16 protein-coding genes are annotated in these 19,165 nt (G+C 62.2%); 8 read left to right on the forward strand and 8 right to left on the reverse strand.

What is annotated here, in order from left to right; genetic code table 11:
• Position 1: 1 nt before the first annotated feature.
• Positions 2–2,455: a heavy metal translocating P-type ATPase gene (locus OIS50_RS13105; RefSeq protein ID WP_264691086.1), complete on the reverse strand. Its 2,454-nt coding sequence runs from the start codon at positions 2,453–2,455 to the stop codon at positions 2–4.
• A gap of 178 nt (positions 2,456–2,633) precedes the next feature.
• On the opposite strand from OIS50_RS13105, the gene OIS50_RS13110 reads away from it, so the two are divergent.
• From OIS50_RS13110 to OIS50_RS13120, 3 genes are all read left to right on the forward strand, one after another.
• On the forward strand, positions 2,634–3,119 hold the full coding sequence (locus OIS50_RS13110) for a hypothetical protein (RefSeq protein ID WP_264691087.1): 486 nt from the start codon (positions 2,634–2,636) through the stop codon (positions 3,117–3,119).
• Positions 3,120–3,163: 44 nt separating this feature from the next.
• Positions 3,164–3,574, forward strand: a complete 411-nt coding sequence (locus OIS50_RS13115; protein ID WP_264691088.1) for a group III truncated hemoglobin — start codon at positions 3,164–3,166, stop codon at positions 3,572–3,574.
• Positions 3,575–3,824: 250 nt separating this feature from the next.
• Positions 3,825–4,208 carry a group III truncated hemoglobin gene (locus OIS50_RS13120; protein WP_264691089.1) on the forward strand — a complete coding sequence of 128 codons (384 nt, stop codon included), beginning with the start codon at positions 3,825–3,827 and terminating at the stop codon, positions 4,206–4,208.
• 89 nt (positions 4,209–4,297) lie between these two features.
• On the opposite strand, the gene odhB is transcribed toward OIS50_RS13120, so the two are convergent.
• The 3 genes from odhB to OIS50_RS13135 all read right to left on the reverse strand — a co-directional run bounded on the left by odhB (position 4,298) and on the right by OIS50_RS13135 (position 10,352).
• Positions 4,298–5,986, reverse strand: coding sequence for a 2-oxoglutarate dehydrogenase complex dihydrolipoyllysine-residue succinyltransferase (gene odhB / locus OIS50_RS13125; protein WP_264691090.1), 1,689 nt, complete (start codon positions 5,984–5,986; stop codon positions 4,298–4,300).
• A gap of 119 nt (positions 5,987–6,105) precedes the next feature.
• Entirely contained in the window at positions 6,106–8,967 is a 2,862-nt protein-coding gene (locus OIS50_RS13130) for a 2-oxoglutarate dehydrogenase E1 component (protein WP_264691091.1), read from the reverse strand.
• Between the two features lie 251 nt (positions 8,968–9,218).
• Complete coding sequence (locus OIS50_RS13135; protein WP_264691092.1) at positions 9,219–10,352, reverse strand: SMP-30/gluconolactonase/LRE family protein; 1,134 nt, start codon at positions 10,350–10,352, stop codon at positions 9,219–9,221.
• A 438-nt stretch (positions 10,353–10,790) separates the two neighbouring features.
• Between OIS50_RS13135 and OIS50_RS13140 the strand changes: the two genes are divergently transcribed.
• On the forward strand, positions 10,791–11,315 hold the full coding sequence (locus OIS50_RS13140) for an RlpA-like double-psi beta-barrel domain-containing protein (RefSeq protein WP_264691093.1): 525 nt from the start codon (positions 10,791–10,793) through the stop codon (positions 11,313–11,315).
• A 96-nt stretch (positions 11,316–11,411) separates the two neighbouring features.
• Here the strand turns inward: OIS50_RS13140 and OIS50_RS13145 are convergent, their stop codons facing one another.
• Both OIS50_RS13145 and OIS50_RS13150 read right to left on the reverse strand, forming a co-directional pair.
• Positions 11,412–12,422 carry a hypothetical protein gene (locus tag OIS50_RS13145; protein WP_264691094.1) on the reverse strand — a complete coding sequence of 337 codons (1,011 nt, stop codon included), beginning with the start codon at positions 12,420–12,422 and terminating at the stop codon, positions 11,412–11,414.
• 85 nt (positions 12,423–12,507) lie between these two features.
• Positions 12,508–12,909: a hypothetical protein gene (locus tag OIS50_RS13150; RefSeq protein WP_264691095.1), complete on the reverse strand. Its 402-nt coding sequence runs from the start codon at positions 12,907–12,909 to the stop codon at positions 12,508–12,510.
• 191 nt (positions 12,910–13,100) lie between these two features.
• Between OIS50_RS13150 and OIS50_RS13155 the strand changes: the two genes are divergently transcribed.
• On the forward strand, positions 13,101–15,077 hold the full coding sequence (locus OIS50_RS13155) for a WG repeat-containing protein (protein WP_264691096.1): 1,977 nt from the start codon (positions 13,101–13,103) through the stop codon (positions 15,075–15,077).
• A gap of 14 nt (positions 15,078–15,091) precedes the next feature.
• Here the strand turns inward: OIS50_RS13155 and OIS50_RS13160 are convergent, their stop codons facing one another.
• On the reverse strand, positions 15,092–15,556 hold the full coding sequence (locus OIS50_RS13160; protein ID WP_264691097.1) for a DUF6799 domain-containing protein: 465 nt from the start codon (positions 15,554–15,556) through the stop codon (positions 15,092–15,094).
• Between the two features lie 130 nt (positions 15,557–15,686).
• On the opposite strand from OIS50_RS13160, the gene OIS50_RS13165 reads away from it, so the two are divergent.
• On the forward strand, positions 15,687–15,995 hold the full coding sequence (locus tag OIS50_RS13165; RefSeq protein ID WP_264691098.1) for a hypothetical protein: 309 nt from the start codon (positions 15,687–15,689) through the stop codon (positions 15,993–15,995).
• A gap of 59 nt (positions 15,996–16,054) precedes the next feature.
• Here the strand turns inward: OIS50_RS13165 and OIS50_RS13170 are convergent, their stop codons facing one another.
• The gene (locus OIS50_RS13170) at positions 16,055–17,590 is read right to left on the reverse strand and encodes a hypothetical protein (protein ID WP_264691099.1); all 1,536 of its coding nucleotides are present in this window, start codon (positions 17,588–17,590) and stop codon (positions 16,055–16,057) included.
• A gap of 208 nt (positions 17,591–17,798) precedes the next feature.
• On the opposite strand from OIS50_RS13170, the gene OIS50_RS13175 reads away from it, so the two are divergent.
• The gene (locus OIS50_RS13175) at positions 17,799–18,398 is read left to right on the forward strand and encodes a hypothetical protein (RefSeq protein ID WP_264691100.1); all 600 of its coding nucleotides are present in this window, start codon (positions 17,799–17,801) and stop codon (positions 18,396–18,398) included.
• Between the two features lie 144 nt (positions 18,399–18,542).
• Positions 18,543–19,109 (forward strand): hypothetical protein, encoded by a 567-nt coding sequence (locus OIS50_RS13180; RefSeq protein ID WP_264691101.1) that lies wholly within the window; start codon positions 18,543–18,545, stop codon positions 19,107–19,109.
• The last annotated feature ends 56 nt before the right edge of the window (positions 19,110–19,165 follow it).

The raw sequence follows: 19,165 nt of genomic DNA on the forward strand, positions 1-19,165 counted from the left end.
GTTAGAGTTTGCGTTGGTAGGCGGCGAGGCGCACCAGCAGCGTGGCAAACAGCATCACGCTGAGCGAGCTGATGGGCATGAGAATGGCCGACACAATGGGCGTGAACTTGCCCTGCACCGCCAAGCCCAGGCCGATGCCGTTGTAAATAAAAGAGAGGACGAACGTGCCCAGCACCACCTGCAGACAGTCCTGCGTGAACTTGAGGAAGGTGTTGAGCTGCCCGAAGCTGCTGGCGTCGAGGATGGCGTCGCAGGCGGGCGAGAAGTTGCTGAGCGTATCGGTGAGGGCAATGCCGGCATCGGCTTGCTGCAGCGCGCCGGCGTCGTTCAGCCCGTCGCCAATCATGATAACGGTGTCGCCCTGGCGCTTCAGCTCGGCAATGTAGTCGAGCTTGTTTTGGGGCGTTTGGCGGAAGCGCAGCTCGGCTTTCGGCCCGAACAGCTCGCGCAGGCGCTCCTGCTCGGTGTCGTTGTCGCCGCTGAGCACGGCTAGGCGGTAGCGCTTGCCTAGGTCGGCGAGTACCTCGCGCAGGTTTTGGCGGTACACGTTCCGGAAGATGTAGCAGCCGCCTAGGTCATTATCAAGGCTCACGTACACCCGCGACTGCATGTTGTCGGAGGTTTCCGAGGCTTGCGGTGCTGCCGATGCAGCCTCCACGAACGCAGCCGAACCCACTTTCACCACCATGCCATCCACGATGCCGCGCAAGCCCTGGCCGGGCACCTCGAGGAAATCAACCACCGCAAACGGGCTGTGCGGCAGCTCCTGCGCCAGGCGCTGGCTCAGGGGGTGCGTTGATTGCCGCACCACGGCGGCTACGGCTTGCTGCTCGCGCAGGGTGAGCGTGGGCCCTAGGTACTCCACGGCCGACTGCTTCACGTCGGTGAGGGTGCCCGTCTTGTCGAACACAATGGTGTTAGCTCGACCTAGGGTTTCGGCCACGGCCGAGTTCTTCAGGAAGAACTTGCGGCGGCCGAACGCCGTGAGGGCGCTGCCCAGAGCAAACGGCGTAGCCAACGACAACGCGCACGGGCAGGCAATTACCAGCACCGAGGTGAAAGCGCGCCACATCATGTGCTGGTCGCGGGGCAACCAGTAGGCAATGGCGCCGGCCGCGATGAGCAGCGTGGCGGCCACAAAGTAGCGGCCTACCCTGTTGGCGTACGTTTCGAGGGTTTGCTTTTCGGCTTTCTGAAAGGCAGGGTTGTTCCAGAGCTGCGTGAGGTACCCTTGCGACACCTCGCGCACCACCTCCAGCTCCACGGCCTCGCCCACTTGCCGGCCGCCGGCGTACACCACCTCGCCGGCCACTTTAGCCACCGGCACCGATTCGCCCGACACAAAGGAGTAGTCGATTTGCCCGGTGCCGCGCATCAGCATGGCATCGGCCGGAATTACCTCCTGGTTGCGCACCAAAATGCGTTGGCCCACCTGCAGGTCTTTCACCGACACCGACTTCTCCCCATCCTTGGTGAGCAGCGTAACGGCCACCGGGAAGTAGGAGGTAAAGTCGCGGTCGAAGCGCAGGGCATCGTAGGTGTGTTGCTGCACCCACTTGCCAATCAGCATAAAGAACACGAGGCCCGTAAACGAATCGAGGTAGCCCGGGCCGGTGCCCGACAGGATTTCGTAGCTGCTGACGCCGAACAAGGCCGTCAGACCTAGGCTGATCGGAAAGTCAAGATTGATGTAGCGCTGCCGGATGCCGGCCCAGGCCGAGCGGTAGAAATCCTGGGCGCTGTAGAGCAGCACGGGCAACGACAGCACCAGGCTGATGTAGCCGAAAAACCGCCCAAACTCGTGCGCCAGCTCGTCGGTAAACGAGAGGTAATCGGGGAAAGCCAGCAGCATTACGTTGCCGAAGCAGAACCCCGCCAAGCCCAGCTTGTAGTAAATGGCCCGCGAGCCGTGGTTGGGCTGCGCGCCCAGCTCGGCCAGCGTAATCTGCGGCTCGTAACCTAGGGCGGTCAGCAGCTTCACCACGTCCTTCAGCGAGGTTTCCGTGGGCACGTAGTTGATGCTGATTTCCTTGCGCAGAAAGTTCACCCGCGACTCCGACACGCCCGGGTTCAGTTTGTACAGGTTCTCGAGCAGGTAAATGCACGAGGCGCAGTGCATTTGCGGCAGCGTAAGCGTGAGGCGAGCCAGCTTATCGGAGCGGAAGCTCAGCAGCTGCGCCTGCACCGATTCCTCGTCGAGGTAATCGAAGCGGCCGGGCAGCTCCACTTCCTTTACTTTCTGGCCGGGGTGCTCTTCCGAAAGCGAGTAGTAGTTGCAGAGGTTGTTGGCCTCGAGCAGCTCGTACACGGCCTTGCAGCCCTGGCAGCAAAACGGCTTCTCGTGCAGCACAATCGGCTGCTCGGGGCAGTCGTCGCCGCAGTGGGTGCAGGCCGTATGGGTGTGGGTATGTGCAGCGGTGATGTTCACGCGGTTGGTCAGCTCTGGTGGCTGCACAAATTTCCCCCGCTTACCTAGGGCAAAAGATGACGAATGTCAGGCACCCGGGCTGATACTAGTCAGCGCCCGCCCGCGAACCGAGCAGGACTTTTGGGATGTTGTTCGGGCTGCCTGTAGCGTGGGCTTGGCTGCGCTACTGCTCAACGCCCACTTTACACCCGCTGTATTTCGCCTTATGCGTTCTTCTCATAATACCTTCGCGCTGCTGCTGGTGCTGGCCTTGTTTGTGTGGGCGGGCATGGTGGCGGCTATTTCCTTTATGGAGGCTCCGCTCAAGTTCACGGCTCCCAACATCACGGTGGTGCTGGGCGTGGGCATTGGCCGCATCGTGTTTCACGCGCTCAACAAGGCCGAATTGGTGCTGAGCGTGGTGGCGCTGCTGAGCGCCGGCGTGCTGGGCGTGCCGTCGCGCATTTGGCTGGCCCTGCTCACGGTAGTCATGGTTTTGCTGGCCCAAACGCTTTGGCTGCTGCCGGCCCTCGATGCCCGCGCCGCCGCGCTGCTGGCCGGCTCACCCAACCCGCCCAGCTCCCAGCACCTCACGTATGTAGTGCTGGAGGCCGTCAAGCTAATCGGTCTGATTATCAGCGGCACCATGGCCTTTAGCTGGCTGATGCGCATGGCCCGGCGGCGCGAAGACCACCGCCGCATTGCTGCTTAACTTACCTTTCTCGTTGGGCATTGCCCGCTTTCGCTTTCCGCTCTATGCCGAGCCCCACCACCCCTCCGGCCGCCCTCCCCGATATCACCACCGAAGCCGACATCCAGAAGCTGGTCGACACCTTTTACGATAAGGTGAACCAGGATGCGCTCCTCGGTCCGGTGTTCAACGAAATTGCCGCGGTGCACTGGCCCAAGCACCTGCCCACCATGTACGACTTCTGGAGCTCGGTGCTGTTTGGCACCATGCGCTACAAGGGCCGTCCCTTCCCCAAGCACCTGGCCTTGCCCATCGAAGGCGAGCATTTTCAGCGCTGGCTGCAGCTGTTTTATGCCACCGTGCAGGAAAATTTTGCCGGCCCCAAAGCCGAGGAAGCCAAAGTCAAAGCGCTCAACATCGCCTCGATGTTCGAGTACAAGATGAAAGCCGCCAAGTCGCCGCTGTCGATACTGTAAGACCCGGGCGCCCGCCCCGTTGAGGCGGGGCGGGCACCGGCTCTGGCTCCTGCGCAATGTGTGCCGTAGCATCACCTAGGCGGTCTGGCTTCTTGCGCCTGGCCTTACTTTGCGTTTTTATCAACAGAATTTTTTAATTTGATTATCAAGCGAATACCAAGCTTATGAGTCAACGTGCAAACGTTTGCACTAATTTCGCCTAACCTGCGCGCAAGCTCTACCGTATTTCGAGCCCTAGTTCCCTCGTTCTATGAAAACCACCCCGACTTCCGCCCTCACCGACATCACCCGCGAAGCCGACGTTAAAACGCTCGTGGACTGCTTTTGCGAGAAGGTTGACCACGACGAGGTGCTGAGCCCGGTATACAACGCGGTAGCCCGCGTGCACTGGCCGCACCACCTGTTTTCGATGTACGATTTCTGGAGCTCCAGGCTGCTTGGCCCGCAGCCTGCCCCCGCCGCTGCCGAGGCGCCTACCCAGGAGGCCGGCTTGTCGTTTGCCGGCCCGCACTCCGGCCGCTGGCTCAACTTGTTCAACGCCACGGTGCAGGAGCACTTTGCCGGCCCCAAAGCCGAGCAAGCCATAGCTACCGCCCGCACCATTGCCCTCAACGATAACGAGGCCGCTGCCTAGCCGCTGCGCCGCCCGGCGCACCTAGGGCACTGGCTCAACAAAAAAGCCCGGCTTTGCAGCCGGGCTTTTTTGTTGAAGCGGTTGGGGGCTTACACACCCAGCAGCAGGCGGGTGGGGTCCTCGAGCAGCTCCTTCACGCGCACCAAGAACGACACCGACTCGCGGCCGTCGATGATGCGGTGGTCGTAGCTAAGGGCCAGGTACATCATGGGCCGGATTACCACCTGGCCGTTTTCGGCTACGGGGCGCTGCACGATGTTGTGCATACCCAGAATGGCCGACTGCGGCGCGTTGATAATCGGGGTGCTCATCATCGAGCCGAAGATGCCACCGTTGGTAATGGTGAACGTGCCGCCGGTCATTTGCTCGATGGTGAGCTTGTTGTCGCGGGCCAGCGAAGCCAGGCGCACGATTTCCTTCTCGATGCCGTCGAACGACAGCTGCTCGGCGTTGCGGATTACCGGCACCACCAAACCCTTCGGGGCCGATACGGCGATGCTGATGTCGCAGAAATCGTTGTATACGATGTCGGTGCCATCGATTTGCGCATTCACGGCCGGCCACTCCTGCAGGGCCACGCACACGGCCTTGGTGAAGAACGACATGAAGCCGAGGCCCACCGAGTGCTTCTCCTTGAACTTGTCTTTGAACTTGTTGCGCAAGTCCATGATGGGCTGCATGTTCACCTCGTTGAAGGTGGTAAGCATGGCCGTTTCGTTTTTCACCGACACCAGGCGGCGCGAAACCGTTTTGCGCAGGTTGCTCATCCGCTCGCGGCGCTGGTTGCGGTTGCCGGGCAAGCTGTTAGCTGTTGGCTGTTGGCTATTAGCCGCAGCGGGGGCAGCAGCGGCCGGAGCCGGTGCAGCAGCCGGAGCAGCTGCTTGCGGCTGGGCTTTCAGGGCGTCCTCTTTGGTAATGCGACCATCGCGGCCGGTGCCTTGCACGTTGGCCGCGTTGATGCCTTTTTCGTCGAGGATTTTGCCGGCGGCCGGCGAAGGCGTGCCAGCAGCGTAAGCCGAGCTACCACCCACCGAAGCCGAAGCGGCCGGAGCCGCCGCGGCAGCCTGCGGAGCAGCCGCCGGAGCCGCGGCACCCGCCGAAGCACCAGCACCCTCGATGCGGGCAATTACCGCCCCGATGCCGATGGTTTCGCCTTCTTTCACGGCGTGGCGCAGCGTGCCGCTGGCCTCCGAAGGCAGCTCAAACGTGGCCTTGTCCGATTCCAGCTCGGCAATAACCTCGTCGCGCGATACCTGAGCGCCGTCGGGCTTCAGCCACTTGGCCACCGTTACTTCTGTGATGGACTCGCCCACGGTCGGGATTTTCATCTCCACCGTGCCACCGCCCGCGTTGCCAGCAGCAGCGGCCGGAGCGGCGTTGGTGGGCGTGTCGGCCGAGCCGGCCTGCGAGCCGCCGTAGCCCGATTGGTTGCTGGCCTGCGGGTTTTGCTCCCCTTGCGTTATCGGGTCGGTGGCACCTAGGGCCGGGGCCGACGCCGTAGCCGTAGCAGCAGGTGCAGCCGCGGGCGCCGCGGCCACAGCGCCGTCGCCGCCGATTTCGGCGATAACCGCGCCGATGCCGATGGTTTCGCCTTCAGCCACGCGAATTTTCAGCACACCGTCGCCCTCGGCGGGCAGCTCAAACGTGGCTTTGTCCGACTCGAGTTCGGCAATTACTTCGTCGCGCTTCACGGCCTCGCCGTCTTTCTTAAGCCACTTGGCGATGGTTACTTCCGTGATGGATTCGCCGACGGCGGGTATTTTAATTTCCAGAGCCATGTACTAGCTGGTGGGAAAGGATGTCGTTGGATATGGGAAAGTAGGCAGCTGCCGCCGATGTAGCGCGAACCCTAGGTCGGCCAGGCCAACTTTTTGGTTCGCGCTGCACCGGCAGCGGCTTAGTCTACGCGCTTAGCCGTGGCGGCCGTGGTTTTGATGTTCTGGTCTTCGACTTCGCTTTGCTTGATGCCGAAGGCCCGGGCCACGATTTGCTTTTGCTCCTGCACGTGCACCTTGTTGTAGCCGGTAGCCGGCGAAGCCGAAGGCTTGCGGGCTACTACGTCGGCCAGCTCGCGGCGCATAAAGCGGAGCATGTAGTTCCAGTAACCCATGTTTTCGGGCTCTTCCTGCACCCAGATGAGCTCGGCTTTGGGGTACTTGGCCAGCTCGGCCTGCAGCTGCGTTTGCGGGAAGGGGTGCAGCTGCTCAAGGCGTACAATGGCCACGTCCTTGTGCTCGCTCTTGGTTTGCTCCTCCAGCAGGTCGTAGTACACCTTGCCCGAGCACAGCAGCACGCGCTTCACCTTCTTGGCATCGGCATAAGTATCGCCCAACACTTCGCGGAAGCCGCCCGAGGTGAACTCCTCTACCGGCGACATGCACAGCGGATGGCGCAGCAGCGACTTCGGCGACATTACCACGCAGGGCTTGCGGAAATTCCAGGCCAGCTGACGACGCAGCAAGTGGAAGAAGTTGGCCGGCGTGGTGATGTTGGCTACCACCATGTTCAGCTCGGCCGACAGCTGCAGGAAACGCTCGGGGCGGGCGTTGGAGTGCTCGGGGCCCTGGCCTTCGTAGCCGTGGGGCAGCTGCATTACGAGGCCGTTCATGCGCTGCCACTTGCTTTCCGACGACGAAATGAACTGGTCGATCATCGTTTGGGCGCCGTTGGCGAAGTCGCCGAACTGCGCTTCCCAAATAACCAGCGCCGAGGGGTTGGCCATGGCGTAGCCGAATTCGAAGCCCAGCACGCCGTACTCGCTCAGCAGCGAGTTGTAGATGCGCAGCTCTTCGTGCTCACCTTCGATGTGGTTGAGCGGGGTGTACGGCGCCGAGGTAACGGCATCGTGCAGCACGGCGTGGCGGTGCGAGAAAGTGCCGCGTTGCACATCCTGGCCGCTTACGCGCACGATTTTGTTTTCGAGCAGCAGCGAGCCGTAGGCCAGCTGTTCGCCGGCCGCCCAGTTGAGCACGCGCGTTTCGTAGAACATCTTGCGGCGCTCCTTCAGCAGGTTTTCGATCTGCTTGATGGGCTTGAAGCTCTCCGGAATGGTCGTCAGGGCCTTGGCCACTTTCTCTACCACCGCTTCGCTGATGCCCGTCTCCGGCGACTGGTTGAAGTCTTCGGCTTTAGCCCGACCTAGGGTGCGCCACTCGTTTTCGAGGGCCTGGTAGTTGTAGGGCAGCGGCTTCTGCTTCACCATGTCGAGGCGGGCTTGCAGCAGGTCGCGGAACTCGCGGTCCATTTGCTCGGCCAGCTTGGCATCAACCTCGCCGCGCTGCACCAACGTTTCGTTGTATACCTCGCGCGGGTTTTTGTGCTTGCTGATGACGTTGTACAGCGAAGGCTGCGTGAACTTCGGCTCATCCGACTCGTTGTGGCCGTGGCGGCGGTAGCACACCATATCAATAAAGATATCGGCGTGAAACTGCTGACGGTACTCGGTAGCCAGCTGCACGGCAAACACCACGGCTTCGGGGTCGTCGCCGTTTACGTGCAGCACCGGCGCGTCGATAATCTTCGCCAGGTCGGTCGAGTAGATCGACGAGCGGGCATCTTCGAAGTCGGTAGTGAAACCTACCTGGTTGTTGATGACGAAGTGCAGGGTGCCGCCGGTTTTGTAGCCTTCCAATTGCGACATCTGCGTTACCTCGTAGCCAATGCCCTGGCCCGCCACGGCGGCGTCGCCGTGGATCAGAATGGGCAGAATGCGGTTGAAGTCGCCTTTGTAAAGCGTGTCGAGCTTGGCGCGCACAAAGCCTTCCACCACCGGGTTCACGGCCTCTAGGTGCGAGGGGTTCGGGGCGAGCTTCAGGTGCACTTTCTTGCCCGAAGTCGTATCCACCTCCGACGAGTAGCCCATGTGGTACTTCACGTCGCCGTCGCCCATGGTCAGGTCGGGTACGGCCGTGCCCTCGAATTCCGAGAAGATCTGCTCGTACGTCTTGCCCATGATGTTGGCCAACACGTTGAGGCGGCCGCGGTGCGCCATGCCCACTACCACTTCCTCCACGCCCAGCTCAGCACCCTTTTGGATGATGGCATCGAGCGCCGGAATGGTGGTTTCGCCGCCTTCGAGCGAGAAGCGCTTCTGACCTAGGAACTTTGTGTGTAGGAAGTTCTCGAATACTACGGCCTCGTTCAGCTTGCTGAGGATGCGCTTCTTGTACTCAACGCCGGGGTTGAACGACAGCGAGTCGCGCTCCACTTTGTTGCGGAACCAGTCGAGCACCTGCGGGTCGCGGATGTACATGTACTCGAACCCGATGGTGCGCGTGTAAATCTTTTGCAGGGCATCAATGATGTCGCGCAGTTTGGCACCGCTGCCCAGGCCGAGCAGCTCGCCGTTGCGGAAGGTCGTGTCGAGGTCGGCTTCGCTCAGGCCGAAATCCGACAGGCTCAGGCGCGCCTTGCGGTCTTTCCGCTCGCGCACCGGGTTGGTGCGAGCCACCAGGTGGCCGCGGCTCCGGTACGCATGAATGAGGTTGCGCACGGCCGTTTCCTTGTCTGCCGATACCGCATCCGACGAGCTGATGGCCGTGGCGCCGATGGTAGAGGCAGCTTTGGTGAGCACGCCGGTGCCTACTTCCTGACCGTTGAGGCCGTTCTGGCCATCCTCGGGGTAGGCTTGCGAGAAGTCAAAACCTTCGAAAAACTTGCGCCAGCCGAAATCAACCGAGTCGGGGTCGTTCTTGTAGGCCTGGTATAGCTGGTCGATGTAGTCGCCGTGGGCGTTGGCGATATAAGAGTATGCGTCCATGGAGAACGGCTATGTTGGAAAAGGCAAATGTAATGGGTACTGAAAGAAGCGCAAATACAGATGCGCATACGCAAATATGCCTGACTAACAACAAGCTCGACGAAAAAGCATCGGCGTCCTGTTGTCTTTTGCCAGATCGGGCTTGGATCGAAGGAGATAGAAACCCTGCCTTCGACCCTCGATAATAAACGATTGTAAACGAAAAGGCCCGCTCATGGTTGAGCGGGCCCTAGGTGCCGGGGCGGCCTTGCTTACTGCGGCAGCGAGGTTTTGAAGATGCGGTACGGCTGGTCTTTTTTGCTGACGCCCTTGTTCCAGGTAGGCGTTTTATGAATGGCCGAAGTGGTAACGTACATCGTGCCATCGGGCATGAGGAAGTACGTATCGGGCCACTGCAGGCGCGGGTCCTTAATCCACTCGCTTACCTTGCCGTCGGGCGTGCGGCGCACCAAAGCATTCTGCTCGAAGGCGGTGAGGTACACGTTGCCGGCCTGGTCGATTTCCATGCCATCGGTGGCGGGCGTTTTTCCTAGGTTCTCTACCTGTGCGGCAAGCTGGGCTTCGCTGAGGGCAGCATTGCGCAAGGCCGCCGTGGGAATGCGGTAGAGCGTATGGCCGGTAAGGGCGTGGTAGTAGAGGTACTTATTGTCGCGGCTGAGGGCAATGCCGTCCGAAGCAATGCGCATGGGCTTGCCTTGTGGGTCGAGCATGGGGTTGCCTTCTACGTTCAGCCGAATATCCTCGGGCTTAACCGAGGGGTGGTTGATGAGCAGGCGGCGCGCCTTTTGGGTTTTCAGATCAACCACCACAATGCCGCCCTGCGCCGACTCGGTGATGTAGGCGTAGTTGTTGTCGAGGTCGATGCGCACGTCGTTGAGGTAGGACTTCTCGGGCGCGGCCTGCTTATCGAACACTATGGTTTGCACCACCTGGTCGGTTTTGGGATCAATCTTCACCAGCTTGGCGCCGCCGTTTACCACGGTTTTCAGGCCGGGCGCGGCGGGGTCGAGCACCCACAGCATGCCGTTGCTATCTACGGTGGCGGCCTGCGGGCAAATCCAGTGCTTGGCCGGCTCGTTTTTCACGGAGTCGTTCCACATGCACCAGCTGGCGTTGGGGTACGGCTTCAGGGTGTTGTTGGGCCCTACCTCAGCAATGGGGTTCACGGGGTTGTCGTCCCACCTAGGGAACACGCCGAAAACCCGGCCATCGGGCGTAACGGCCACACCCACAATTTGCGGCTCCTGAAACTCGGCCACTACCTGCAGCGCCGCGTTGGCCGGAACTTTGGCCTCAGCAGCCGTGTTAGTACCATCCGTGTTTTGCTGAGCAGCCGTTTCGTCGGGCTGTTGGCGCGACGAGCAACCGGCCAACAGCGCAACCATAACGGCAGCACCCAGGGAGCGGCGAACCAGCCCAAATGAGCCTGATAAGCAGAAGTTTTTCATGGCGTTAGGGTTTGAATTGCGGCAAGTACCCGAAGGCCCAAACGGGTTGTTTTGAACGTACGCAGCCGCCCGGTGGTGGTTGGGCCCAGGCACGGCTCGGCCGGCGCCGCTTACCCTTCCGGGCTCTACCATAACCCTTGGGGGCAACCCCCGTTTAAGCTACCTCTGCGCGCTATTTACCTACCCAAAACACCCTTTTATATAATTTAACTTACAAATACTTACACTAAACAAATTATATTCTATACCTTAACCACTCTGGACACCGGCAAGCAAGGCCACTTTCGCGCCTTCTTACTCATATGAATTCTGGCCGTGCGTCGGCCGGACCTTAACCTCCCCAGGTGAAAGAGGGAGTGCACGAACCCTAACGAGATGTCTATCGCGCTGTTCCTCCTGTATTTGTTCTTCCCCTCCGCCTCCGATTTCGCCCCCCGGAACTTGCCCACTGCGCCGCTGGCCCCGCGCGTGGTAAAAGTGAAACCAACGCCAGCCCCGGTAGCTTACCAAAAACCGCCCCGTAAGCTGCCCACCTACCGCGTAACGGCCACCGTGTACATGGCCGATGCCCGGCAAACCGATTCGGATCCGCTCATCACGGCCGATAACTCCCGTATTCCTCGCCGCGCTACCAGCAAAATCCGCTGGATGGCCCTCTCGCGCGATTTGCTCGACAAGTGGGGTGGCCCGTTCCGCTTCGGCGACTCCGTACAGGTGCGGGGCGTTTCGCCCGAGCTCGATGGGGTGTACGTGGTGCACGACACGATGAACCGCCGCTTTAAGCACGGCATCGACTTGCTCGTGGCCAAGCACGAAGACATTTACGGCCGCTGGGGCAACGTACGCATCAGCCCCGTACCCAAGCGCCCCGTGGTAATTCCGCAGTGGCAGGCCGGCTAAGCCGCCTGCCTTGCCCAAGCACGCTGGCGCCTACCTAGGGCTGCAGCGTCTTATCCAAACTTAGCTGCTTCCTGTTTTCCTGAAGCAGTGCGCGTGTTATTCCGGAAACTTCGTCAGCACCCGTGGGTTGCCCTCGGCGTCGTAGAGGTAGCTGAGCGGCTGCTGCGGGTCGCGCATAATATCGCGCAGGCCTATTTGCCAGGGCAGCCAAAGCTCCTCGAGCGTTTGGGCGTAGGCCATGGTATCCCAGGGGTTGAATACGGAGCCGGTTACATCATCCAGGAAAGTGTCCATCACGAGCACTTCGTCGCCAGGCTTTACCGGGCGGGGGAAGTACTCCGGAATGGCACTGATGAGGTAAGCCCCGTAATACACCCGCGCCTTAAACTCAGCCAGCTGCACTGGGTGCAGGGGGCGCGTTTGCGCATCGGCGTATACGCGCGCCATCACGTCGCGCAGCATGGCGTTATCGAGCAGGCAGCTGATTACCTGCACGTTGCCGAGGCGGATGCTGAACACCATGGTGGCCAGGTCGTCGTCGTAGGCAAACGGCGCGTCGTCGGGCCCTAGGTCTACATCAAGCAAAAACACCGAGGCAGGCATGAAGTCGTCGTACTGCATGGGTACGCGCAAGGCCTGCAGCACCTGGAAAAAGCAGCGGAAGCGGCTGAACAGGGTGCGGTTTTCGGCCAGCGGGTAGCGCGGTTTGATGAGGGGCTCCAGCTCGCGCGCCAGCTCGTTCACGAAGATGCCATAAAACATCTTGCCCAACCACAAAAACAGGGTTTGCTCGTCGAGGGTGCGCAGGCCTTGCGGGCTGTCGGCGGTGGCTTGCGCTACGTGGGCCTCCAGCGGGTTTACGTGCTCGTAGTGGCACTTGGCGCAGCACGGGATGCTTAGCTCCGCGAAGTTGCTGGTGCTTTGGTCGAGCATTTGAATAGGCTTGCCTTCCAGCTGATACCGCTCGCGCAGCCACGGCGCAAACACCGGCACCTTATCGGTGGCCGGCTCCACGGGGGTGCCGCACAAAAAGCAGTTGGGCGCTACCAGCTGCATGCGCACAAAGGGGTCGTAGAGCGTAAGATCGGGCGTAGGAACGGCTGCCATAGGCCGCAAAAATACACTGCCCGCCGCAGCCGGAACGAACCGGCCGCGGCGGGCAGCGCTGTTTTAAAACGGATGCGCCTGAAACTTAGCGCGACAGCGACGAGCCGAGCTTGATGAGCAGCTTGCCCAGCTGAGCCAGCGGCGGGCCGTAGCCGGCCGAGGCATCGTCGGCCACTTTGCTGGTTTCGGCACCTAGGGTCGCGAGGGTTTCGGCCAGGGTGTGCGAGTCGATGCTGTCGGAGGCAAGCTGTTCGCGCAGGGCCGTAAGCTCCTGAATGATTTTGGCGAGGCCGGTTTTTTCGCTGGCCCGCAGCACTTCCGTCCACCGGTCGATTTCGGTGAGGCCGTATTGGTCGGCTTGCGTGGGCACGCCGTTGCTGAGCAGGGCCAGGGTATCGTCGATAAGCGCGGAGTGCTGACCGTCAGTTACTTCGAGCGGCGCCTGAAACTCGGGGGTGTGCGTTGGGGTGGGCGTAAGCGAATCCATGAGAAGAGGGCTGGAAAGTCAGACAAACAGAAAGGGCAACCGCTTGCGTATACTTCGGGTGTATCCAAAAAGTTGGCCGGCAGAAGCGGTCAATTGCTTTCCGTGCCGCCAACTTGCGGCGGCTTTCTATGCTGCACGTTTTTCAGTCTGCTCCTTTTTCCGATTCGGCCCGGCAACACTTGTTCGCAGCCGTGCAGGACACCCTTCAAGCATCGGCGCAAACCAGCCAGGCCGATGCGCTGCTGGCCGGCCCGCTGCGCTTGCCCAACGGCTCGTGGGTTGATGCCCTGTTGGTGCGCCCGCACAGCCTTACGCTCCTGACGCTGCACCCCGGCGCCGGCGAGCTAAGTATTCCGTCGTTTGCGGCCAGCGGTTGGCGGCTCGATGGGGTGCCCCTGCCCGCCGGCGCGGCCATCAACCCGTACGCGGCTTTTCAGGAGCAGCGCGAGGCGTTGCTGAAGCTCATCGGCCCGCTTTTGCCGCCCGATGCCATCAACAGCCGGTTTGTAACGGGTTTGTGGGTACCCACCGGCCCCGTGCGTTTTGGCGCCGATGTGGAGGCGAGCATGGCCGAAGCGCCGGAAGCCCGGCAGTTTCAGCTGCTGCCCGAAGTGGCCCGCCTGCCGCGGCGGCTGGCCCAGCTGGCTACTCCCGAAATCGAGCTGACCGACGCCGACATCCGCCATTTGGCCGAGGCCCTGCCCAGCGCCCTAGGTGCCGGCCCTGCTTCGGAGCCCGAGGCCGACGACAACCGCCGTTCGTTTGGCTCGCTGATGCAAAACTCGGCCCGGCAGCTTTGGCGGTGGATCGGGGCCGAGGATATCGACTCGCTCTCGCCCGACACCTACGAGCTAGCCGCCCAAACCGAGGACCGCAAGCACGAGCTGGAGCAGCAGCAGGCAGCGTTGCAGCAGCAGCTTGCCGAGCAAGTGCGCGCGTTGGAAGCCCGCGAATCGGCCCGCGAGCAAAGCATGGCGCAGCTGCGCAGCCAACTGGCCCAAGCCCAGGCCCAATCGGCGCCGAACACGGCCGAGCTGCAGGCCCGGCTGGCGCGCGAGAACCAGGCCAAGGAGGAGGAAGAGGCCGCGCTGCGGCAGTCGCAGCAGGAGTGGCAGCAACGCAACCACGACCTCGACTCCAAGATTCAGGCCCTGGAGCAGCTGATACAGCGGTTACAGGCAACACCCCAGCAAGTAACCCCGCCGGCGCCGGCTGCCCCGTCTGCTGCAGAGCAAACCAGCGCTGCCCCGCCGGCCGCCGAGCCCGTTGCCCCTGCCCTACCGCCTCCTGCCCCGCAACCCACCCCGGCACCACCTAGGGCGGCAGCTCCGTCCCCACCCGCTCGCCCAAGCCAAGCACCTGCCGGCCCGGCCCAAGCGGCCCATACTTTCGATAGCGCAGCCGCCAAGGCCGGTGCCCGGCAATTCGCCGATCGGTTGGCCCATGGGGTAGCGGTTTTGCGCGAGCGGCTGGGCCCGCGCCTCACGCCCGGCCTGCCGAAGCTGCTGGGCGGTGCCCTAGGTGTGCTGCTGCTGGTGTGGCTTGGCAGCAAGCTACTGAGCAGCAGTGCGCCCGAGCCTTACCAGGCCAACGGCCAGTGGGGCTTTGCCAAGGGCGATGAGCCGGTAATCGAAGCCAAGTACAGCTCGGTGCAGCCGTTTCAGGAGGGTTTGGCCGTGGTAGAGCGCGACGGGGCGTTTGGCTTTGTGGATACCGACGGCACCGAGGTAGTGCCGCCCACCTACGATGCCCTGAACCCCTACGCCGGCGGCTACGCCCGCGTGCGCATCGGCGACTTGTACACCTTTATCGACGAAGAGGGCCAGGAGTTCAGCCACTACTTCTACAACGCTTACGACTTTGCCGAGGGCTACGCGCCGGTGCTCGACCGCCGCGGCTGGTTCTACATCAGCGGGCCCGACGGGGGCGTACCCGCCGAGCCGCGCGTGTTTCAGGAGGCGTACCCCTTCCGCAACGGGCTGGCGCGGGTGCGGCTCGATGGCGCGTACACGTTTATTACGCCCAAGCACCTCACCGACCCCGAGCGCAGCCTGGAGCCGTTTGGCCGCTACGAGCAAGCCACCGACTTTGCTGATGGCCGCGCCCGCGTGCGCCAAAACGGGCGCAGCTTCTTTATCGACGAAGACGGCGACGAGGTAGCCGAGTAGCCGCGGCAAGCGGGCTAATCGTCGTCGTGCTTTTTGCGTTTGCGCTTGCCGTGGTGCTTTTGTCCCTTTTTGCGCTGGCCTGGCGGCACCCAACGGTCCTCGTCGGCGGGGCGTACGGTTTGCCCACCCCTAGGTGCCGAGCGGCCGCCCACCACGGCCCAGCTGCCGTTGGGCTGGCGGCGGGCGGTGCGCAGGGTGCCCTGCAGGTCGCAGCCCTGGCCCTCGGCCAGCGGCTGGCGCTGGCCATCGGGGCCAATTACAAACCCCTCGGGCGCGACGGTGCGGCCGTTGGGCAGGTGCACTTCGCGCGTGAGAGGGCGCAGCTGGCCGTGGCGCACCACGTAGGTGGTGCCGTTCTGGCGCAGAAACCCATCGTTGGCCGTGCCCTTTTGCGCGGCGGCGGGCCAGCTCAGCAGGCAGGCCAAAACGGCTCCGACATAGGCTTTGCGCAGAACAACAGGGGGCGTGGAAGGCAACATCGGCGAGGGGCAATCGTAAACGGAGCCGGTTTTACGCCCGCCGGTTGCCCAACGTTGGTGCGGCACCGGGTTACCTTTCGACGAACGGAGTATCAAGCTTCGATTTGTCCACCAAAAACAGCCAAACATCATGAAATTCTCGTTTAAAACCTTGCTGGCAGTAGCTGCCTTCGCCGCTTTCGCTACCACTTCGTGCAGCGAAAAAACCCAGGAAAACGCCGAAGCTACGGCCGAAAGCGCAGCCAATGATGCTGCTAACGCTACTTCGAATGCCGCTGACGCTACCTCGAACGCTGCTGATGCCGCTGGCAACGCCGCTGCCGACGCCGTAACGCCCGACAACGACGGCCAAAACACCGTGGCTCCCGAGAAAGGCGACACCGCTGTGGTGCGCAACCAGCCCGCCAACGGCGTGGTTGACGAAACCCAGAAGAAGTAATTTTTGCTTGCTTAGCATACCAGGCGCCTGCTCCCTACCCGGGAGTAGGCGCTTGTTTTTTAGGCCACCGCGGCGGGCTGCGGCGCCGTAAGCTCAACCAGCACGTCGTAGTATGGGCGGTTCATCATGCGGGCGCGCAGCCAGGCATAAAAGCTCAGGGCCTGCAGGTCTTCGCGCTCAAGCGGCAAAAACCGCGGCATTTCGGCCATGCGGGCCGCAAACGTGGGCTGCCGGGCCGCGTCGGGGTTTTCGATGATGTCGCGCACCAGAGCCAGGTAGCTAAGCACGTAGCGGTAGGCACCGCCATCGGCCCCAAACCGGTCGCGCACCAACCGCTCGATGGCCCGCAGGCGGTGCGCGGCTACATCGTGGTGGCCCATTTCGAGCTGCGTCAGCATTTCGCCCAGGTTTTTGTTCAGCAGCCACTCCACCCCCATTTTTTCCTCGCACCAGTGGTCGGAGCGGCCGATGGTGTGCAGCACCTGGTTGGTGCGCTGGTATTGCCCCTCGGCAAAGTAATGGAAGCCCAGCCCCAGGCGGGCCGTAAGTTGGTCGCGCGGGCTGAGCTGGTGGGTGCGCAGGAGCTCCTCGAGCAGCCCGATGCTTTCGGCGTTGCGACGCAGAAAGGCCAGGTTGGCGGCCAGCAGAAAAATGTACCTAGGGTAAAACTCGTTTTGGTGGCTGCGCGAGCCCGTGCTCAGCAGCTGGTGCAGCTGCCCCAGGTACTCCACCGACTCGGTGAAGCGCCGGTTGCGGTAGAGCGCGTGCGCAATCATGTAGAGCAGCCCCAGCTGGTACTCGCGGTGGGCGGGCTGAAAACCGTGGCGCTTCTCCATGAGGTGGTAGCAGCGGCGCACAAACGGCTCGAACGAGGCAAAATCGCGGCGCACCAGCATGGCCGAGCGGGCAATGCTTAGCAAGCGGTACAGCAACGAGGGCCGGCGGGCAAAGGCTTCCTGCAGGTCGTACTCGCGCAGGATATCCTGCATGATCTGATCGAAAGCCGCGCCCGAGCGGCCGTGGGTGCGCGCCTCGCGCAGGCGCTGGCGCATCAGGCTGTAGGCAATGGCGGCGCGCTCCTCCTCCTCGGCGGCGGGCTTGTTGCGGTTGCGCCGCTTCAGGATTTCACCTAGGGGCTCGGCATGCTCGCTGTGGGCGTACTCTATCTGCAGGTTGTACACCGTGTTCAGCAGCTCGTACTGCTCGTTTTGGGCCGCCAGCTTCTCGGCTTTGCGCAGGATGTTCCAGGCCAGGCGCGCAATGCCGCTATCGAAAAGGTACTGGGCCAGGCTCAGCTGCCCGCGCACGGTGGAGGCCGCCGTAAGGTCCTGGTCGCGCTGCTTCAGCAACAAAAAATCGGTTACCTGCCGCAGCAGGCGCTTGCGCAGGGCGTAATACGCCACGGCGTTGGGCTCGTCGGGGTAGAGGCGCTGCAGCAGCTCGGGCGTGTCGTATTCCTGTTTTTGCCAAAGCAGCTCGCAGAGCTGGGCATCTTTGCGGCCTTTCTCCTTGCGGCGTTGCCGCTGCAAAAACCGCAGGAACTCTTTGCGGTCGTCGGGCGAGAACGTGGCCAGGGTGGTGCGCAGGTCATCCATGCCGGAAAGATGCACAAAAAAGCCCCAGGCCAAGCCTACCCCGGTATTTTCAAAGGCCTGAATTTTACTTCGCAACTTAGTATCAAACAGGCGCTTAATTCGCGCTAACTAAGCTATAAAAAGTCTGATTGTCGCAACTATTCGTTAGAGGAGCGGGCCGGCGGGCGTCTACTTTCGGCGCATCCAAACACTCCTTACCAGCTCTGTTATGTTCCGCCGTTCGTTACGCGTATTCGTTTACTTGCTGCTTGCCCCCGGTGCCTTGTTGGCGCAAAGCTTTCCGGCTGATAGCCCGCCCGAAGCGCCCCGTACGGCAGTCGTCAGCTACGCGGCGCCCGCGCCGGAGGCTTTGCTTGCCGATGTCGAGCTTGCCGCGGCGGTGCGGGCCGACGCCCTAGGTCGGCAAATGGCCGCGGAGGAGCCCGGCCCGGCGCCCGCCACGGCCCCCGACAGCCTGCTGACAGCCTTATCGGCTACGGAGCGCTACGGGTTGGGCCAGGCCGATGCGCGCCGGCACTACAAAGGCGGCAAGGGCTTGTTCTGGGTTACGTTTGGAGCTACCTCTGCGGTGCCCTACGGGGTGGGCGCGGCGCTGGGCCTGGGCGGCCTGGCCGCCGTTGCCGCCACCCCGCCCAAGCCCGCCAAGCTCAACGCCCCCTACCCCGAGCGGCTGCACGATGCCGACTACTACCGCGGCTACCGCCAGCGCGTGCAGGCGCGGCGCACGGGCAAAGCCGCGGCGGGCTTGGGCGTGGCCATCGGCCTGCAGGTGGCGGGGCTGCTGCTGCTTTTCCACCAGGGCTTGTAGCGGCAACCTCGACGGCAGCCGGCCGTAAGAAAATGATACCTGCCCGCTATTAACCCTGGCCCCGCAGCAGCGCTGCGGGGCTTTTTACTGATATAAACACACGCTATGCAAATCCATCTACCCCGCTATTTTGTTTTGTATCTTGTGATTACCAGCGCAGAACAATTCCTGACGTTAGGCAACAAGGCACTGCTGCGGCTGCCTAAAACGGCTTTTCTCTGCTCGCGCGATTACCCCAGCGCCATTGAGCGGCAAGTGTACCTGTGGGCGCTCGAGCAACGCGCCTTAGCTACGTGCGTGCTGTCGGGCTTTCATTCCCGGCTCGAGCAAAAGGTGCTGCGCTACTTGCTGCAGGGCTTGTGGCAACCGGTGGTTTACGCATTGGCCCGTGGCATTCAGCCGGGTACGCGCTTCGAGTACGAAATGCAGGTAGCGGCGGGGCGTTTGCTGTTTATCACGCCGTTTGCCGAGGACGTGCACACCATCACCCCCGACACGGCCAGCATCCGCAACCTGCTGATTGCCGACCTGGCCGACTCGTTCTTTATCCCGTACCTCACGCCGGGCGGCAACCTCAACGACTTGCTCCAGCACGAGGCTTTCCGGCGCAAACCCATCGTTACGCTCGATCTGCCCGAGAACTACCCGCTTAAAGCCCTAGGTGCTACCGTGTTCCGGCCGATGCTGGCCCTCAGCAATAAGCCAGGATAACCTAACCTTTGGGCGCGATTGGTGCGTATGCTAGAGGGTTCACTTTTTCCGACCAA

The sequence above is a fragment of the Hymenobacter sp. YIM 151858-1 genome, from assembly GCF_025979705.1.
Classification (GTDB): Bacteria; Bacteroidota; Bacteroidia; order Cytophagales; family Hymenobacteraceae; genus Solirubrum.